Annotated in this window: 16 protein-coding genes and 2 pseudogenes; 4 read left to right on the forward strand and 14 right to left on the reverse strand. The window is 68.7% G+C overall.

From position 1 onward, the window contains the following. Positions 1 to 23: 23 nt before the first annotated feature. Entirely contained in the window at positions 24 to 1,517 is a 1,494-nt protein-coding gene (locus HUK68_RS08720) for an aminotransferase-like domain-containing protein (RefSeq protein WP_175503841.1), read from the forward strand. Here the strand turns inward: HUK68_RS08720 and HUK68_RS08725 are convergent. From HUK68_RS08725 to HUK68_RS08755, 7 genes and pseudogenes are all read right to left on the reverse strand, one after another. Next, positions 1,514 to 1,843 carry a cupin domain-containing protein gene (locus HUK68_RS08725; RefSeq protein WP_175503842.1) on the reverse strand — a complete coding sequence of 110 codons (330 nt, stop codon included), beginning with the start codon at positions 1,841 to 1,843 and terminating at the stop codon, positions 1,514 to 1,516. The genes HUK68_RS08720 and HUK68_RS08725 overlap by 4 nt on opposite strands. A gap of 93 nt (positions 1,844 to 1,936) precedes the next feature. Next, on the reverse strand, positions 1,937 to 2,497 hold the full coding sequence (locus HUK68_RS08730) for a PepSY domain-containing protein (protein WP_175503843.1): 561 nt from the start codon (positions 2,495 to 2,497) through the stop codon (positions 1,937 to 1,939). A 167-nt stretch (positions 2,498 to 2,664) separates the two neighbouring features. Then, positions 2,665 to 3,591, reverse strand: a pseudogene (gene mmsB / locus HUK68_RS08735) (3-hydroxyisobutyrate dehydrogenase); the annotation flags it as partial. A 21-nt stretch (positions 3,592 to 3,612) separates the two neighbouring features. Beyond that, on the reverse strand, positions 3,613 to 3,987 hold the full coding sequence (locus HUK68_RS08740; protein WP_175503845.1) for a TfoX/Sxy family protein: 375 nt from the start codon (positions 3,985 to 3,987) through the stop codon (positions 3,613 to 3,615). A gap of 6 nt (positions 3,988 to 3,993) precedes the next feature. Continuing rightward, positions 3,994 to 5,160 carry an acyl-CoA dehydrogenase family protein gene (locus tag HUK68_RS08745; protein ID WP_175503846.1) on the reverse strand — a complete coding sequence of 389 codons (1,167 nt, stop codon included), beginning with the start codon at positions 5,158 to 5,160 and terminating at the stop codon, positions 3,994 to 3,996. Between the two features lie 8 nt (positions 5,161 to 5,168). Beyond that, positions 5,169 to 5,579: a lysozyme inhibitor LprI family protein gene (locus HUK68_RS08750; protein WP_175503847.1), complete on the reverse strand. Its 411-nt coding sequence runs from the start codon at positions 5,577 to 5,579 to the stop codon at positions 5,169 to 5,171. Positions 5,580 to 5,607: 28 nt separating this feature from the next. Then, complete coding sequence (locus tag HUK68_RS08755; RefSeq protein WP_175503848.1) at positions 5,608 to 7,131, reverse strand: CoA-acylating methylmalonate-semialdehyde dehydrogenase; 1,524 nt, start codon at positions 7,129 to 7,131, stop codon at positions 5,608 to 5,610. Positions 7,132 to 7,292: 161 nt separating this feature from the next. Between HUK68_RS08755 and HUK68_RS08760 the strand changes: the two genes are divergently transcribed. Then, positions 7,293 to 8,210 carry a LysR family transcriptional regulator gene (locus tag HUK68_RS08760; RefSeq protein ID WP_175503849.1) on the forward strand — a complete coding sequence of 306 codons (918 nt, stop codon included), beginning with the start codon at positions 7,293 to 7,295 and terminating at the stop codon, positions 8,208 to 8,210. Positions 8,211 to 8,272: 62 nt separating this feature from the next. Further along, complete coding sequence (locus HUK68_RS08765) at positions 8,273 to 8,521, forward strand: DUF3297 family protein (RefSeq protein WP_175503850.1); 249 nt, start codon at positions 8,273 to 8,275, stop codon at positions 8,519 to 8,521. Positions 8,522 to 8,697: 176 nt separating this feature from the next. On the opposite strand, the gene HUK68_RS08770 is transcribed toward HUK68_RS08765, so the two are convergent. Genes HUK68_RS08770 through sstT form a run of 3 tightly spaced genes read right to left on the reverse strand, consistent with a single transcriptional unit; the run spans position 8,698 to position 11,298 of the window. Beyond that, positions 8,698 to 9,534, reverse strand: coding sequence for an ABC transporter substrate-binding protein (locus tag HUK68_RS08770; protein WP_175503851.1), 837 nt, complete (start codon positions 9,532 to 9,534; stop codon positions 8,698 to 8,700). Between the two features lie 53 nt (positions 9,535 to 9,587). Next, the gene (locus tag HUK68_RS08775; protein WP_175503852.1) at positions 9,588 to 10,058 is read right to left on the reverse strand and encodes a CopD family protein; all 471 of its coding nucleotides are present in this window, start codon (positions 10,056 to 10,058) and stop codon (positions 9,588 to 9,590) included. Positions 10,059 to 10,068: 10 nt separating this feature from the next. Then, the gene (sstT, locus tag HUK68_RS08780; RefSeq protein ID WP_175505784.1) at positions 10,069 to 11,298 is read right to left on the reverse strand and encodes a serine/threonine transporter SstT; all 1,230 of its coding nucleotides are present in this window, start codon (positions 11,296 to 11,298) and stop codon (positions 10,069 to 10,071) included. 196 nt (positions 11,299 to 11,494) lie between these two features. Between sstT and rlmB the strand changes: the two genes are divergently transcribed. Then, complete coding sequence (rlmB, locus tag HUK68_RS08785; protein ID WP_175503853.1) at positions 11,495 to 12,250, forward strand: 23S rRNA (guanosine(2251)-2'-O)-methyltransferase RlmB; 756 nt, start codon at positions 11,495 to 11,497, stop codon at positions 12,248 to 12,250. Between the two features lie 6 nt (positions 12,251 to 12,256). Here the strand turns inward: rlmB and HUK68_RS08790 are convergent, their stop codons facing one another. From HUK68_RS08790 to HUK68_RS08805, 4 genes and pseudogenes are all read right to left on the reverse strand, one after another. Continuing rightward, positions 12,257 to 13,240, reverse strand: a complete 984-nt coding sequence (locus HUK68_RS08790; RefSeq protein ID WP_175503854.1) for an aldo/keto reductase — start codon at positions 13,238 to 13,240, stop codon at positions 12,257 to 12,259. Between the two features lie 93 nt (positions 13,241 to 13,333). Next, positions 13,334 to 13,519 (reverse strand): annotated as a pseudogene (locus HUK68_RS08795) (helix-turn-helix transcriptional regulator); the annotation flags it as partial. Positions 13,520 to 13,549: 30 nt separating this feature from the next. Further along, complete coding sequence (locus HUK68_RS08800) at positions 13,550 to 13,762, reverse strand: hypothetical protein (protein ID WP_175503856.1); 213 nt, start codon at positions 13,760 to 13,762, stop codon at positions 13,550 to 13,552. A 98-nt stretch (positions 13,763 to 13,860) separates the two neighbouring features. Further along, entirely contained in the window at positions 13,861 to 15,297 is a 1,437-nt protein-coding gene (locus tag HUK68_RS08805; RefSeq protein ID WP_175503857.1) for a dihydrolipoyl dehydrogenase, read from the reverse strand. Between the last annotated feature and the right edge of the window lie 51 nt (positions 15,298 to 15,348).

Raw genomic sequence — 15,348 nt, forward strand, 5'->3', positions numbered from 1 at the left:
CTGACTGTCCTGCCCGCAAGACCATGACACCTGACGACCCCGGACATGCCGTGCCCCCTGGGCGGGACGGAAACCAGTGCGGTTTCACCCGCGGCTGGGAGCCCCGGCGTGGCGCGCAGCCGACGCTGGCGGAGCAGTTGAGTGCGCACATCGGCGGGCTGATTCACAACCAGGGGCTGCGCCCGGGCATGCGCCTGCCGTCGGTACGGGTGATGGCCGGGGCATCGGGCATGAGCCGCTGCACCGTGGTGCAGGCCTACGGCTTGCTCGAGGCCCAAGGCCTGATCTGGTCGCGCCGGGGTGCGGGGTTCTTTGTCTGTGCGCGGCCTGCGGCGGCCCAAGGCCAGCGTGAGGCCGGCAGCGGCTGTGCGGTGCCTGCAGTATTCGATGCCGCCTTCTTGCTGCGCAGCATGTTCAGCGGCCCGTGGCATGGCGGGCACCCCGCGGGCGCAGGCCTGCTGCCCCCCGCCTGGCTGGACCTGGAGATGCTGGGCAGCGCGATCCGCCGCGTGGGCCGCACGGCCGGCTCCAGCCTGTTGAGCTATGGCACGCCCCTGGGCTATCGGCCGCTGCGCCAGCAGATCGCCACGCTGCTGCAAGCCCAGGATGTGCCCGCCCATCCCGACCTGCATTTGATGACCGTGGCCGGAGTGACCCAGGGGCTGGACCTGCTGGTGCGCAAGCTGTTGCGGCCCGGCGATGCGGTTCTGGTCGAGGACCCGGGCTGGTTCCTGGTGCACGGCCTGCTCAAGGCCCAGGGCATGCAGGTGATCGGTGTCCCGCGGCGCCAGGACGGACCGGATTGCACAGCGCTGGCGCAGCTCGCCGAGCGCCACCGGCCGCGGCTGTTCATCGTCAACAGCGCGGTGCACAATCCCACGGGCTTCACGCTGTCGGCCGGCGTGGCGCATGAAGTCCTGCGCATTGCCGAATGCTTCGACTTCCTGCTGGCCGAGGACGATACCTTTGCCGACTTCCACCCCGGCATGCCGGTGCGGCTGGCGGCGCTGGACCGGCTGCGCCGCGTGCTGCTGATCGGCGGGTATTCCAAGACCCTCGGAGGCAGCCTGCGCGTGGGTTATGTCGCGGGCCGGCCCGATCTGATACGCCGCCTTGTGGACGGCAAGCTGCTGGGCGGCCCGACTTCGCCCGAACTCGGCGAACAGGTGGTGCACCGTATCCTTGCCGATGGCGAATACCGGCGCCATGTCGGCCGGCTGCGCGAGCGTATCAACCAGGCGTGCGGCCGCTGCATCGAAGGGCTGGTGCAATTGGGCTGCGAGGTGCCGCACCCGCCCCATGCGGGCATGTTCGTCTGGGCGGATTGCGGACGTGATTCGCAGCAACTGGCGGCCGAGGCCGTGGCGCGTGGACTGCTGCTGGCGCCCGGAGTGCTTTTCTCGCCGCAACCGGAACCCAGCCGCATGCTGCGCGTGCCGGTGTCGATGGTGGATGACGCCGCGGCCTGGGCGCTGCTGGCGCAGTCCCTGGGCGGTGGGCCGCGAGCGAAGGCCTAGCGGCGCACGACCAGCGTGAGCAGTGCCGACGAATCCTCGATCGCCGACACCGCATGCGCGACATTGCCCGGCAGATGCAGCAACTGGCCCGCGCCCAGCGCATGCTGGCGGCTGTCGATATCGACCCGTAGCCGGCCCTCGATGCAGTGCAGAACCAGTCCGCCCGTGACCTTGTGCTCGGGCATGCGCTTGCCCGCAGGCAGCACCATGCGGATGACTTCGAGGTCATCCGACTTGAACAGTGCCACGCTTCGTTCGTGGGCCAGTTGCGGCCCGAAGGGCAGGACGTCGATGGCCTCGGCGGGCAAGGCGTGGGGAAGGGCCATGGCAAGCGCTCCGGAAGGGGATGGGGAAATTCTGGCGGTTCTTGCGCCCATCGGCAAGATGCGGCGCGCGCGTTTGCCTTTTCCCCCGAGCCGTCAGTCGGCCTTGGCGCTCACCACCGAACCATCGATGGGGCTGATCTTGATTTCCATGCGCTGGCCGGAGGCGGTCAACACATCGACCGCAATCACCGCGCGGCCCCAGTCGTTGCCCAGTTCGGCATCGACGGCGGTGCCCGGCGTGTGCTTGAGCGCCGCATCGAGCGCCTGGTTCAAGCTGATCTTGCTGGCGTCGAGGCGCTTTCTGTCCTTGGCCGAGGCCGCGCCGCGGTTCTTGTGCTGCTGCGCCGCGCCCGTGCCGGCGTTGACATGCACCTCCACATGCTCGCCCTGGACGGTGAGGATATCGACCTCGAAGTGCGGCGAGCCGTTATCGATGTCGAGCTGGGCTTCGAACGCGCGCCCCGGAACGGCCTTTTCCGCTGCATCGATGGCCTGGCCCAGCGACAGCCGGGACTGCTGCAGCGCGGCCTGCCACTGCGCCGGCGTCTCGGCGTAGGCGGGCGCACTGGCCGTGCCCATCACGACCATGCTGATCAGGCTCAGCCCGCCGGCACGCAGGGCCGACGCAATGGCAGAAGGTTGCAGGTATTTCATCCGAAACTCCTTTCAGGCGGAAATCGCGCACCGCGCGGATTGGGGTGGCGCGCCCCGATTGTCCGCGCGGCCGTGCCGCGCCGCCTGTCAGGGCCGCCGGTGCGCGCCATGCCGGCCCGCGACCCGCATTGTTGCCCATTGTCCGCGCGGCGCCCAGCCCCTGGCGCTCAGCTGGCGCGCTTTTGCAGGCTTTGCACGATGCTGGAGAAGTCCAGTCCGCCATGGCCGGACATCGAATGCATGGCATAGAGCGATCGCGCCAGGCCGCCCAGCGGCGTGCTGGCCTGCACCGCGCCTGCGTTCTCCTGCGCCAGGCCCAGGTCCTTGAGCATCAGGTCGGTACCGAAGCCGCCCGCATAGTCCTTGCTGCTGGGCGCGTTCTCCTGCACGCCGGGCCAGGGGTTGTATTTCTCCAGCGCCCAGTTGCCGCCCGAGCTGCGGCGCATGATCTCGGACAGCACCTTGGGGTCGAGCCCGTTGGCCACGCCCAGCGCAATGGCTTCGCTGGTGCCGATCATCAGGATGCCCAGCAGCATGTTGTTGCAGATCTTGGCGGTCTGGCCCGCGCCCACGGTCCCGGCATGGAAGATGTTGCTGCCCATCTTCTCCAGCACCGGGCGCGCGCGTTCCAGTTGCGCTGCGCTCGCCCCGACCATGAAGGTCAGCGTGCCGGCAATGGCGCCGCCCGTGCCGCCCGAGACCGGCGCATCGATGAAATCGATGCCGGCGGCACCGGCGGCGCGCGCCACCTGCTGGCTGGTCGCGGCGGCAATGGTCGAGGAGTCGATCACCAGCGTGCCCGGTGCGATGTGCGCCAGCAGCCCGCCTTCGCCCGTCGCGCCTGCGCCGGCCGCGCCGAGGTAAAGCGCCTGCACATGGCGGCTCGCGGGCAGCATGCTGATCACGACCTCGGCGCCCTGCACGGCGGCTTCGGCGCTGGCGGCAATCGTGAGCCCCGCGGCCGCGAACTTGTCGCAGGCCGGCTTGGACAGGTCGAAAGCCGCAACGCTGTGGCCGGCTTTTTGCAGATTGACGGCCATCGGGCCGCCCATGTGGCCGAGGCCGATGAAGGCGATTTTCATTTTTGTCTCCTGGTTGTGATGGAAGTGGGGTGCTCAGTCTTCGGCAGCTTGTTTGGCGCGGCGCCGCGGCGTGGCGCGAGCGAGCGGGTTGTAGGCCAGGGCTTCGCCGATCCAGGCTTCCCACCGTTCGCGGCGCGCATAGCCATCGGGTTCGACGAAGAAGTAGCCTGGCATGCCGCCCTGCGGCGACAGCGCGCGCACGCCGGGCTGCTCGAGAAATTCGTCGTGGCGCGCGGGCGGCAGCCGCACCAGCAGTTCGTCGCGCTTGACGCCCAGGCACAGCTTGCCGCCGACCATGAAGCACAGACAGCCGAACAGCGGGCGCTCCTCGACATCGCTGCGGCCGCCCAGCGCCTGGCGCAGCGCGGCCACCAGGCCGGGGGAAAAGGCATCGGGATCGCGTGGCATGGGTCTTCAGCGGATCACATCGGGCGCATCGTCCTCGAGCATGCGCCGCGCGATGATCACGCGCATGATCTCGTTCGTGCCTTCGAGGATCTGGTGCACGCGCGCGTCGCGCATCAGGCGCTCGAGCGGGTACTCGCGGATGTAGCCGTAGCCGCCATGCAGCTGCAGCGCCTCGTTGCAGACCATGAACCCGGCGTCGGTGGCAAAGCGCTTGGCCATCGCACAGTAGGTCGAGGCGTCGCGCGCGCCGGCGTCGAGCTTGGCTGCGGCCAGCCGCACCATCTGGCGCGCGGCCACGAGTTCGGTGGCCATGTCGGCCAGCTTGAATTGCAGCGCCTGGAAGCTTGCCAGGCTCTTGCCGAACTGGCGCCGCGCATGCAGATGCGCCTGGGCCTGGGCCAGCGCGCCCTGGGCCGCGCCCACCGAGCAGCAGGCGATGTTGATGCGGCCGCCGTCAAGCCCCTTCATCGCGATCTTGAAGCCTTCGCCCTCGCGGCCCAGCAGATTCTGCGCCGGCACCTGCACGTTGTCGAAGTGGATCACGCGCGTGGGCTGGCTGTTCCAGCCCATCTTTTCTTCCTTCTTGCCGTAGCTGATGCCTTCGAGATCGGCGGGTACCGCAAACGCGCTGATGCCCGCCGCGCCCGACCCGGCTTCGCCGGTGCGTGCCATCAGCACCATCAGGTCGGTGCTGCCCGCGCCCGAGATAAAGGCCTTGCTGCCGCTGATGCGGTAATGGCCGCCATCGCGCTCGGCGCGCGTGACCAGGGACGCCGCGTCGGAGCCCGCGCCGGGCTCGGTGAGGCAGTACGAGGCCAGCTTGCTGCCGCTGGCGAGCTGCGGTCCCCATTGCTCGCGCAGTGCGTCCTGGGCCCAGGTGCCGAGCATCCAGGTCGCCATGTTGTGAATGGTGATGAAGGCCGTGGTCGAGGGATCGACCGCTGCCATTTCCTCGAACACCAGCGTGGCATCGAGCCGCGGCAGCGCCAGCCCGCCGGCGTTTTCGGGCGCATACAGGCCGCAAAAGCCCAGCTCGCCGGCCTTGGCAATGGCTTCGCGCGGAAAGTGGCCCTCGGCATCCCAGCGCGCGGCATGCGGCGCCAGCTCGGCCTGGGCAAACTGGCGCGCGGTGTCGGCAAATGCGCGCTGGTCGTCGCTGAGTTCGAAATCCATGGCTGTTCCTATTGTTTTGGGGGGGCTTCGCCGTTTTGCAGCCAGTGCATGAGCGCGGCGCGGCGCGCTTCGGTGGCCTGCTGCAGGCAATGGTGGTAGCGCGCGGGCCAGTCGTCCAGCGCCTCGTCGCGCGCATGCGCGGCCTTGCAGCCGGTGATGCGCTCACGGCTCCAGGCCGACTGGTCCTTGCGCAGCGCCGGGCGCTCATGCGCCGACAGCGCGCGCATGACGTCGCCATACAGGATGGTGCCAGCGGTGTCGGCGGCCTGGAAGTCCAGCACGGCGCAGGCATTGCGCGCGGCAGCCGCGCTCGAGGCGCGCTCGCAGGCGCCGCCGGCCTGGGCCTGGCTGGTGGCGGGCAGCAGCGCCAGCGCGAGCATGCCAGCGCCAAGAAGGGAAGGGGAGAGCAGAACGTTCATGCCCCTATCATCCCAGCGCCGCGGCTCCTCAGTGCAGATTGATGGTGGTGTTGACGCGGCCGGTCGTGGTGCTGTCGTCGAACCAGCGCGCCGTGACGGTCTTGGTCTGGGTGTAGAACAGCACCACCTGCTTGCCGTAGGGGCCCAGGTCGCCGAGCTTGGAGGCGCGGCTGCCGGTGAACGAGAAGATCGGCACGGGCACGGGAATCGGCACGTTGATGCCGACCTGGCCGACGTCGATTTCCTCCTGGAACTTGCGCGCCGCGGCGCCCGACTGGGTGAAGATCGCCGTGCCGTTGCCATTTGGATTGGCGTTGATCAGCGCGATCGCGTCGTCCAGCGAGTCGGCGCCCAGCAGGCACAGCACGGGGCCGAAGATTTCCTGGTCGTAGATCGCCATGCCGGGTTTCACGCCGCTGAAGATGGTCGGGCCGACGAAATTGCCGTTGGCGTAGCCCGCGACCTCTGGCTTGCGGCCGTCGAGTTCGAGCGTGGCGCCCTCGGCTTCGCCGCGCGCGATCAGCCCTTCGACGCGCGCCAGCGCGGCGCAGGACACGACCGGGCCGACATCGGTGCCCGACTCGACGCCGGCGCTGATCTTGAGCGTGCGCGCCTTGGCGACGATCTCGGGAATCCAGTTCTGCGCCTCGCCCACCAGCACCGCCGTCGAGACCGCCATGCAGCGCTGGCCGGCCGCGCCGAACGCCGCACCCGCGAGCGCGTTCAGCGTCTGCTCCTTGTTGGCGTCGGGCAGCACGATGGCGTGGTTCTTCGCGCCCATCATGCATTGCACCCGCTTGCCATGCAGGCTGGCGCGGTTGTAGACATGGGTGCCGACCTGGGTCGAGCCGACAAAGCTGATGGCCTTGATATCGGGGTGGTCGCAGATCGCGTTCACCGCATCCTCGCCGCCATGGATCACGTTGAGCACGCCCGGCGGCAAGCCGGCTTCGGTGGCCAGTTCGCACAGGCGCATGGTGACCATCGGGTCCTGCTCCGACGGCTTGAGCACGAAGGTGTTGCCGGTGGCAATCGCCATGGGGAACATCCACAGCGGAATCATGGCCGGGAAGTTGAAGGGCGTGATGCCTGCGCACACGCCCAGCGGCTGCAGGATCGAATAGGTGTCGACGCCATTGGCGACGTTGTTGGCCAGCTCGCCGAGCTGCAGGTTGCCGATGCCGGCCGCGTGCTCGACGACCTCCAGGCCGCGGAACACGTCGCCTTCGGCGTCGGCCAGCGTCTTGCCCTGCTCGGCGGTGAGCAGCGCGGCCAGCTCGCCCATGTTCTCGCGGATCAGCTGCTGCAGCTTCAGAAAGATGCGCGCGCGCGTGCCGATGGGCGTTTTCTTCCAGGTTGCAAACGCCTTCTTGGCGCTGCTCACCGCGAGATTGATTTCCTCGGGCGTGGCAAATGGCACGCGCGCCAGCACTTCCTGCGTGGCAGGGTTGACGACATTGCGCCATTGCGTGGTGCGCGATTCGACCATCTGGCCGTCGATCAGCAATTTCACGCTCGGGGCGAGAACGGAAGCAGCGGTAGGGGCGTTCATGTCTTTGTCTCCGGTGTTGTAAGGAATCCAGCAGCGATGCACTATGCTAGCTGTGCATATTTCGCGAGGCAACAGCGGTTTGCGCATTTGGGCTTTGCAAAAATGCACAGCCCGCACAGGCCGCGCCAGCGCTGGATCAGGCGTATTCACCAAGGGTTTTCATGGATTGGGAACATCTGCGTTTCTTTGCCGCCGTGGGCCAGCAAGGCAGCCTGTCGGCGGCCGCGCGCGTGTTGCAGGTTGAGCACAGCACCGTGGCGCGGCGCATCCAGGCGCTGGAGAAAAGCCTGGGCCAGGCGTTGTTCACGCGCACTCCCGGCGGGTTGCGGCCGAGCGAAGCCGGGCGCGCGCTGCTGCCCGCGGTGCAGGCAATGGCCGAGGCGGCGCGCGGCATCGAGCGCAGCGCCGACCATGCGGGCGCGTCGGCCGAAGGCCCGAGCGGGCTGGTGCGCGTGGGCACCACCGAAGGCCTGGGCACCTCGCTGCTGGCCGGCAAGCTCGCCGCGCTGACCTGCCGCCATGCCCAGCTGTCGGTGGACCTGCTGGCGCTGCCGCGGCTGCTGCACCTGTCGCGGCGCGAAGCCGACATCGTGATCTCGCTGGAGCGCCCTAAGCGCGGCGCGGTGGTGGTGAGCCGGCTCGCCGACTACGACCTCTATCTCTATGGCGCGCGCGACTACCTGGCGCGCCGCCCGCTGGTGCGCGAGACCACCGATCTGCGCCACCACGCGTTCGTGCACTACGTCGACGACCTGCTGTTCACCAAGGAGCTGCAGCTGATTGAAAGCCTGTTCCAGCCACAGCGCTATGCCTTTCGCAGCACCAGCATCACCGCCCAGTACGAGGCCGTGCGCGCGGGCGCGGGCCTGGGCGTGCTGCCGGCCTTCCTCGCCGACCGCGACCCGCTGCTCAGCCGCGTGCACCAGCCGCAGGCGCGCTTCACGCGCACCTTCTGGATGTCGATGCCGCAGGAAGGCCAGTCGGTGCCGCGCATCCAGGCCGTCTGGCGCTGGCTGCGCGAAACGCTGCGCGACGAGGCCCAGCGCCTGCAGCCGGGAAATCACGAGCGCGCGTCCTGAGCCCCGCAAAATCCGCGAAAATGGCGGGTTGAACGCATCTTCGATGCACCTGAAAGGATTCCATGAGCGACACCACCCAAGCCCCGGCGCTGCCCGACCATCTCTCCATCGACCCGCGCAGCCCGCACCATGTGGCGGCGGTGTTCGAGCATGACATCGGCATCCGCTTCAATGGCGTGGAACGCTTCGACGTCGAGGAATACTGCATCAGCGAAGGCTGGGTGCGCGTGCCCGCCGGCAAGACGCTCGACCGTAAGGGCCGTCCGCTGCTGATCAAGATCAAGGGCAAGGTCGAGGCTTTCTACAAGTAAGAGCCGCTAACACAACCCTTGCTGCGTCGTTGCGTCGCCTTGTCGTGCTACTCGCACTGCCTGCGGCTCCGCGCCTAGCAGCAACCGCAAATCTTCGATTTGCTGGGTTGTGTTGGCGGCTCTAAGCCCCGCCGTGCTGCACCCGAAAGCGCCTGCGGGCGCTTTTTTTTGCGCGCCTATCGGGGCGCCAGTTGCAGGCAGCGCGCGAGCACCGCCGCAGCTTCGGCCAGGCGCGGGCCGGGCCGCGACACCAGATCGGTGTCCGCGCGCCCCAGGCTGCAGATCATGCCTTCGCGCACGGCATCGGTCGCGGCCCAGCCGGGGCGCTGGGCGAGGTCGCGGGCGCTTGTTTCCGCGGTATGGATGATGAGCTGCGGGTTCTGGCGCACCACGTACTCGGGCGTGAGGCGCGCAAAGGCGCCCTGCGCGGGAGCCACGATGTTGCTCGCGCCCAGCGCCGCGAGCAATTCGCCGATGAAGGACGCCGGGCCCGCCGCATAGGGCGTCGCATCGATCTCGAAGTACACGCGGCGCGCCGGCAGCTGCCGCATGCCGGCGGCAATGCGGCCGAGTTCGGCTTGCAGGCGTGCGAACAGGTCATCGCCACGTTGCTGCTGCAGGAGGCTGTCGAGCACCTGCCACTGCGCGCGTATCCCCGCGAGATCCTGTGCGTCCAGCACCACCACCGCAATGCCGAACTGCGCCAGCCGCGCCATCAGCGGCGGTGAATGCGACATCAGCACCACATCGGGCTTGAGGCGCACGATGGCCTCGAAGTGCGGTGCGGATACGCTGCCCAGGCGCGGCAAGGCGGCGATTTCAGGCGGATGGTTCGAGAACGCATCGACCCCGACGAGCCGCGAACAGGCGCCGAGCGCACACAGCGATTCCGTGGCCGAGGGCAGCAGCGAAACAATGCGCTGCGGCACGCGCGCCATTTCCACTGTGCGGCCCTGCTGGTCGCGTACGGCGTGGGCCTGCGCTGCAGGCGCGGCCAGCAGCGCCCAGGACATCACGCCGGCAGCGAGGCAGCGCAGAAACGCGCGCCGTGGCGCCGCCCGCGCCATCACAGCGCCAGGCGCAGCGCGGTGATGATGGCCACGCCCAGCGCCAGGTTGCCGGCGACCCAGACACGGATGCTGGCCAGTGCCTTGCCGCCCGCGGGCCAGTCGCCGGACTGCACGGCGCGGTCGAGGCGCTTGAACAGCGCAAAGCGGATGTGGCCGAAGATGCCGGCCATCACCAGCCCCAGCGCAGCCATCACATGCCAGGACAGCGGCATCTGGAACCGCAGGCCGGCCTGCGACGCCATGTGATAGACCGAAGCCACCATGCCCGCACCCGACAGCAGCACCACGGCAACCGTCACCAGCATGGCCGCGAAGAAGCGCTTGAGCACGGCATGCATCAGCGGCACGCGCGCCGCCGGCTCCAGGGTTTGCGCCGCGGGGCGCAGGAAGAAGTGGGAAAACGCCATGCCGCCGAGCCAGAGGATCACGGCCAGCAGGTGGATGTATTTCAGCGGCGCGAAAAGCATGCAGGCGCTTTCAGGTCAGTGCGGCGATCCGGCGCTCCTCGGCCTGGCAGGCCGCGGCGGTGAAGATCACGTCGGTGGAGGAGTTGAGTGCGGTTTCGGCCGAATCCTGCACGATGCCGATGATGAAGCCGATCGCCACCACCTGCATCGACACATCGCTGGAGATGCCGAACAGGCTGCAGGCCAGCGGAATCAGCAGCAGCGAGCCGCCCGCCACGCCCGCCGCGCCGCAGGCGCAGACCGACGCCACCATGCACAGCAGGATGGCCGTGGGAATGTCCACCACGATGCCCAGCGTGTGCGCCGCCGCCAGCGACAGCACGCTGATGGTGATCGCCGCGCCGGCCATGTTGATCGTCGCACCCAACGGGATGGCAATGCTGTAGGTGTCTTCGTCGAGGTTCAGGCGCTTGGCCAGGGCCAGGTTGATCGGGATGTTGGCGGCCGAGCTGCGCGTGAAGAATGCCGTCACGGCGCTGTCGCGCAGGCACAGCAGCACCAGCGGATAGGGGTTGCGGCGGATCTTGGCAAACACGATCATCGGGTTCACCACCAGCGCCACGAACAGCATGCAGCCGACGAGCACCGCGAGCAGATGGGCATAGCCGAGCAGCGCGGCCGTGCCGGCATCGGCAAAGGTCGCGGCGACCAGGCCGAAGATGCCGATCGGCGCGCAGCGGATCACGCCCTGGATGATGGCCGTGATCGAATGCGACAGGTCGGTCAGCAGCTGGCGCGTGCCTTCGCTGGCGTGGCGCAGCGTCATGCCCAGGCCCACCGCCCAGACCAGGATGCCGATGTAGTTGGCGGTCAGCAGCGCATTGACCGGGTTGTCGACGGCGCTGAGCAGCAGCGCCAGCAGCACCTCCTGCACATTGCCCGGCGGCGCCGCCGTAGTGGTCGCCGCGGTCTGGAGCACCAGCGTCGACGGGAACAGCATGCTGGCAAACACCGCCACGATGGCCGATGAGAGCATGCCGATGGCATACAGCCAAAGGACCGGGCGGATCAGCGTGGACTCGCCGGGGCGATGGTTGCTGACCGAAGCCATGACCAGGATCAGCACCAGCACTGGCGCCACCGCCTTGAGCGCCGAGATGAACAGCTTGCCCAGAATCGCCACCGCGGGCGTGGCGGACGGCCAGAGGTAGGCAAATGCAATGCCGGCTATCAGTGCCATCACGATTTGCTTGACGAGACTGGTGCGCCGCAGCCAGTGCAGCAAGGACTTGAATATCATGGACATGAAGAGCGAAAGGGCGGGGACGCGGCAGCAGGCGTCCCGCAGTTGGCGGTGGTGCTGCGGGAGCCGGAGTGTAAGCGCTGCGTATAAAACCTTGATGCGCCGCGCATTTGCGCGCGGTATGCGCCGCATGGGCTGCGCGGATGCCACCGGGAATCTGCCGGGCATGCCCTTGCGCCGATAATCGCGGGCTATGTCGTCCCCCAAAGTGCTCTTCGGCTTCCACGCCGTCGGCGTGCGTCTGAAGACCGCGCCCCAATCCATCGTTGAAATCTACTACGAGGCCTCGCGCCGCGATGCGCGCATGCGCCAGTTCCTCGACCGTGCGCGCTCGGCCGGTGCCAAACTGGTCGAAGCCGATGGCGAGCGCCTGGCCAAGCTGGCCGGCAGCCATGGCCATCAGGGCGTGGCGGCGCGCGTCGAGGCGACCAAGCAGGTCACCTCGCTGGACGAGCTGCTCGAGAACCTCGAGGAAAGCGGCGTGAAGAACCCGCTGCTGCTGGTGCTCGACGGCGTGACCGATCCGCACAACCTCGGCGCCTGCCTGCGCGTCGCCGACGGCGCTGGCGCGCATGCGGTCATCGCGCCCAAGGACCACGCCGCCGGCATCAACGCCACCGTAGCCAAGGTCGCCAGCGGCGCGGCCGAGACCGTGCCGTATTTCATGGTCACCAACCTGGCGCGCACGCTCAATGAGCTCAAGGAGCGCAACATCTGGATCATCGGCACCAGCGGCGATGCCGAGAAGAACATCTACCAGATGGATCTCAAGGGCCCGGTGGCGCTGGTGCTGGGCGCCGAGGGCGACGGCATGCGCCAGCTCACGCGCAAGACCTGCGACGAGCTGGTGAGCATTCCCATGCAGGGCGCGGTCGAGAGCCTCAACGTGTCGGTGGCCAGCGGCGTGTGCCTGTTCGAGGCCGTGCGCCAGCGCATTGCCGCGGCCTGATACGGCCTAGTCGCGCGCGCCGTCCTCGGCGCTGGCGGCATTGAGCAGCGCCAGATCGTCGGCTGACAGCCGCAGCCGCGCGGCCTGCACCAGTTGCTCCATCTGGGCCAGCGTGCTGGCGCTCGCGATCGGCGCGGTGATGGCGGGGCGCTGCAGCTGCCAGGCCAGCGCCACCTGGCCGGGCTGCACGGCCTGGCGCTCGGCCACGGTGTCCAGCGCCTGCAGGATGGCCAGGCCGCGTGCGTTCAGGTAGGTCTTGACGGTGTTCGGGCCGCGCGGGCTCTTGCGCGCATCGGCCTCGCTGCGGTACTTGCCGGTGAGGAAGCCCGCGGCCAGCGCATAGAAGTTGATCACGCCGATGTCCTGCGACACGCACAGCGGCGCGAGCTCGCGCTCGAACCCGGCGCGGTCGTAGAGGTTGTACAGCGGCTGCAGGCATTCATAGCGCGGCAGCCCCAGCCGTTCGCTGGCGAGCAGCGCTTCCTTGAAACGCGCGGCGCCATAATTCGAGGCGCCGACGGCGCGCACCTTGCCCGCGGCCATCAGGTCGGCATAGGCGCCCAGCGTGTCGGCGAACGGGACCCCGGTGTCATCGTCATGCGACTGGTAGAGGTCGATATAGTCGGTCTGCAGGCGCTGCAGCGAAGCTTCGACCGCCTGGCGAATGTATTCGGGCCGCAGGCCGACCTTGCCATTGCCCATGTCCTTGCCGACCTTGGTGGCCAGCACCACCTGCGCGCGCCGGCCGCTGCGTGCCAGCCACTTGCCCAGGATGCGCTCGGACTCGCCGCCTTCATGGCCGGGCACCCAGCGCGAGTAGACATCGGCGGTATCGATGAAATTGAAGCCGGCGTCCAGCCAGGCGTCGAGCAGCGAGAAGGACGTGGGTTCATCCGCGGTCCAGCCAAACACATTGCCGCCGAAGCACAGCGGCGAAACCTGCAGGCCCGAGCGGCCAAGCGCTCGAAGCGGGGGCGGGGAGGCGGTCATGGGGTCTCCTTTGCAGTGCGGAAATGCCGACCATTATGCAAACCCGCCCCGCAGGGGCTAGCCGGCCGCGGCGCCGTCTTCGTTGCGCACGGCCGCATGGAATTCCAGGCCCAGCACGCGCGCCATCTCGCTCAGGGTCGACAGGCGCGGGTCCAGGCCGCCGCTCTCAAGGCGCTGCACCGTCATGCGCGACAGCCCCGCGCGCTCGGCCAGTTCGGCCTGGGTCATGTGCGCGGCTTTGCGCGCCAGGGTCATTTGTTCTATCAGGGGATGGGTCATGCGCCATCATCCCCGAAATCGCCGCCGGATTCAGGCAAAAAGGTTCAGGCGGGTTCCCAGCAGGCCGAAGCGTGCCAGCTCGGGCTGCAGCAGCGCCTGCTGCGCGGCCGTGGCCGCAGCGGTCTTGTCCGCCGCCGTCTGCTCGCCGCGGCGCAGCGCGGCGAGGGTCTGGGTATCGACCACGCGTTGCTGCGACCAGGCGCGGCTGGCTTGGGTGAGGGCGCGGTCGTAGACGATATCCATGGCGGGGCAGACCTTGAGTGAAGCAGCCGAGACTGTAGGCGGTCCTGCGGGTGCGCCATGGGCGGAACAATGCGGTGTGCAGGCGTCTTTTCGGCGCCTCACTCCAGCCCGTCCAGGTCGCTCGGGGCGCAATAGGCGGGTGGCGCCGTATCGCGCGCGGCATGCACATGGGCCTGGACGTCGCGCAGCGCGGTGCGCAAGCCTTCCTCGATCACGGGATGGTAGAACGGCAGCTCGAGCAGCTCGGCAACGCTGCTGCCGCGCGCAATGGCCCAGGCCAGCAGGTGCGCGAGGTGCTCGCCCGCGGGAGCGCACAGTTGCGCACCCAGCAGCTCGCCGCCGTCGCGCCGGGCATAAAGCCGCAGCACCCCCTCATTGCGCAGCCCCATGCGCGCGCGGCCCTGATTGGCGAAGTCCACTGCCCCAATGGCCACCTCGTCGCTCCAGTGGTCGTCGTAGGCCAGGCCCACCGTTGCCACCGAAGGCTCGGTGAAGGTGATGGCCAGCGGCGTGCGGCGCTTGTAGGCACGCGGATGCTCGGCCACGGCATTGCTGCCGGCTATCTCGCCTTCGTCGGCGGCTTCATGCAGCAGCGCGCGGTCGGGATTGACGTCGCCGGCCCAGAACACCGACAGCTGTTCGAGCTGCATGGTATGGCGGTCGATTTCGGGCAGGCCATGCGGGTCGAGCGCAATGCCCAGGTTCTCCAGCCCCAGGCCTTCGATGGCCGGGCGCCGGCCCGTGGCCGCCAGCACCGCGTCGACCTGCGTGGAGAAGTCACCGGCGTGGATGGTGATGCCGGCTGGGCCGGATTCTCCCAGCGCCGGGGTCTGCCCGACCTGCAACTGCATCGACCGCTCCAGACTTTGCCGCAGCGCCGCGTTGACCTTGGGGTCGGCCAGGCCCGCCAGTGTCGCGCTCGCATGGAAGGCCGTGACCTCGATGCCCAGCTGCGCCAGCGCCTGCGCCATTTCGGTACCCAGCGGCCCGAGGCCCAGCACGGCCATGCGCCGCGGCAGGTCGGGCTGCTCGAACAGCGTGTCGGTGGTGAGCAGGCGCGGGCCCAGGGTCTGCCATTCCTCGGGCACATGCGGTTTCGAGCCGGTGGCAATGACCAGGCTGCGCGCGCTCAGCCGCCGCTGGCCGTCGATCTCGACGGTATGCGGATCGACGATGCGGGCGCGGCCCTGGATCGCGCGCGGACCGAGCGCTTCGATGGACTTCAGCACGCCAGCGACGAAACGGTCGCGCTCGTCGCGCACGCGCTGCAGCACGGCAGGAACATCGGCGCGCAGCTGGTCGGCGCCGTGCACGCCGAACGCCTCCAGCTGATGACGCCGCTCGTAGGCATGGGCGGCTTCGAGCAGCAGCTTGGAGGGCATGCAGCCCACGCGCGCGCAGGTGGTGCCCCAGGGGCCGGCGTCGATCAGCGCAAAGCGTTGCGTGTGGCGGCGCACGGCGCGCAGCGCCGCTAGGCCTGCCGAGCCGGCGCCGATGATGAGTACGTCGTAATCGTAGGAATGGAGCGCGTTCATCCATGCACTGTGCCTGCTCTTGGCCCATGCACCCTGTAGGCAGGCGCGAAG

It is taken from the genome of Comamonas antarctica (assembly GCF_013363755.1).
Lineage (GTDB): Bacteria > Pseudomonadota > Gammaproteobacteria > Burkholderiales > Burkholderiaceae_C > Comamonas > Comamonas antarctica.

What these genes read in the sequence shown, in the direction of transcription:
- HUK68_RS08720 (WP_175503841.1), top strand. Translation starts at nt 24, where the DNA reads ATGACACCTGACGACCCCGGACATGCCGTGCCCCCTGGGCGGGACGGA.
- HUK68_RS08725 (WP_175503842.1), bottom strand. Translation starts at nt 1,843, where the DNA reads ATGGCCCTTCCCCACGCCTTGCCCGCCGAGGCCATCGACGTCCTGCCC.
- HUK68_RS08730 (WP_175503843.1), bottom strand. Translation starts at nt 2,497, where the DNA reads ATGAAATACCTGCAACCTTCTGCCATTGCGTCGGCCCTGCGTGCCGGC.
- HUK68_RS08740 (WP_175503845.1), bottom strand. Translation starts at nt 3,987, where the DNA reads ATGCCACGCGATCCCGATGCCTTTTCCCCCGGCCTGGTGGCCGCGCTG.
- HUK68_RS08745 (WP_175503846.1), bottom strand. Translation starts at nt 5,160, where the DNA reads ATGGATTTCGAACTCAGCGACGACCAGCGCGCATTTGCCGACACCGCG.
- HUK68_RS08750 (WP_175503847.1), bottom strand. Translation starts at nt 5,579, where the DNA reads ATGAACGTTCTGCTCTCCCCTTCCCTTCTTGGCGCTGGCATGCTCGCG.
- HUK68_RS08755 (WP_175503848.1), bottom strand. Translation starts at nt 7,131, where the DNA reads ATGAACGCCCCTACCGCTGCTTCCGTTCTCGCCCCGAGCGTGAAATTG.
- HUK68_RS08760 (WP_175503849.1), top strand. Translation starts at nt 7,293, where the DNA reads ATGGATTGGGAACATCTGCGTTTCTTTGCCGCCGTGGGCCAGCAAGGC.
- HUK68_RS08765 (WP_175503850.1), top strand. Translation starts at nt 8,273, where the DNA reads ATGAGCGACACCACCCAAGCCCCGGCGCTGCCCGACCATCTCTCCATC.
- HUK68_RS08770 (WP_175503851.1), bottom strand. Translation starts at nt 9,534, where the DNA reads ATGTCCTGGGCGCTGCTGGCCGCGCCTGCAGCGCAGGCCCACGCCGTA.
- HUK68_RS08775 (WP_175503852.1), bottom strand. Translation starts at nt 10,058, where the DNA reads ATGCTTTTCGCGCCGCTGAAATACATCCACCTGCTGGCCGTGATCCTC.
- sstT (WP_175505784.1), bottom strand. Translation starts at nt 11,298, where the DNA reads ATGATATTCAAGTCCTTGCTGCACTGGCTGCGGCGCACCAGTCTCGTC.
- rlmB (WP_175503853.1), top strand. Translation starts at nt 11,495, where the DNA reads ATGTCGTCCCCCAAAGTGCTCTTCGGCTTCCACGCCGTCGGCGTGCGT.
- HUK68_RS08790 (WP_175503854.1), bottom strand. Translation starts at nt 13,240, where the DNA reads ATGACCGCCTCCCCGCCCCCGCTTCGAGCGCTTGGCCGCTCGGGCCTG.
- HUK68_RS08800 (WP_175503856.1), bottom strand. Translation starts at nt 13,762, where the DNA reads ATGGATATCGTCTACGACCGCGCCCTCACCCAAGCCAGCCGCGCCTGG.
- HUK68_RS08805 (WP_175503857.1), bottom strand. Translation starts at nt 15,297, where the DNA reads ATGAACGCGCTCCATTCCTACGATTACGACGTACTCATCATCGGCGCC.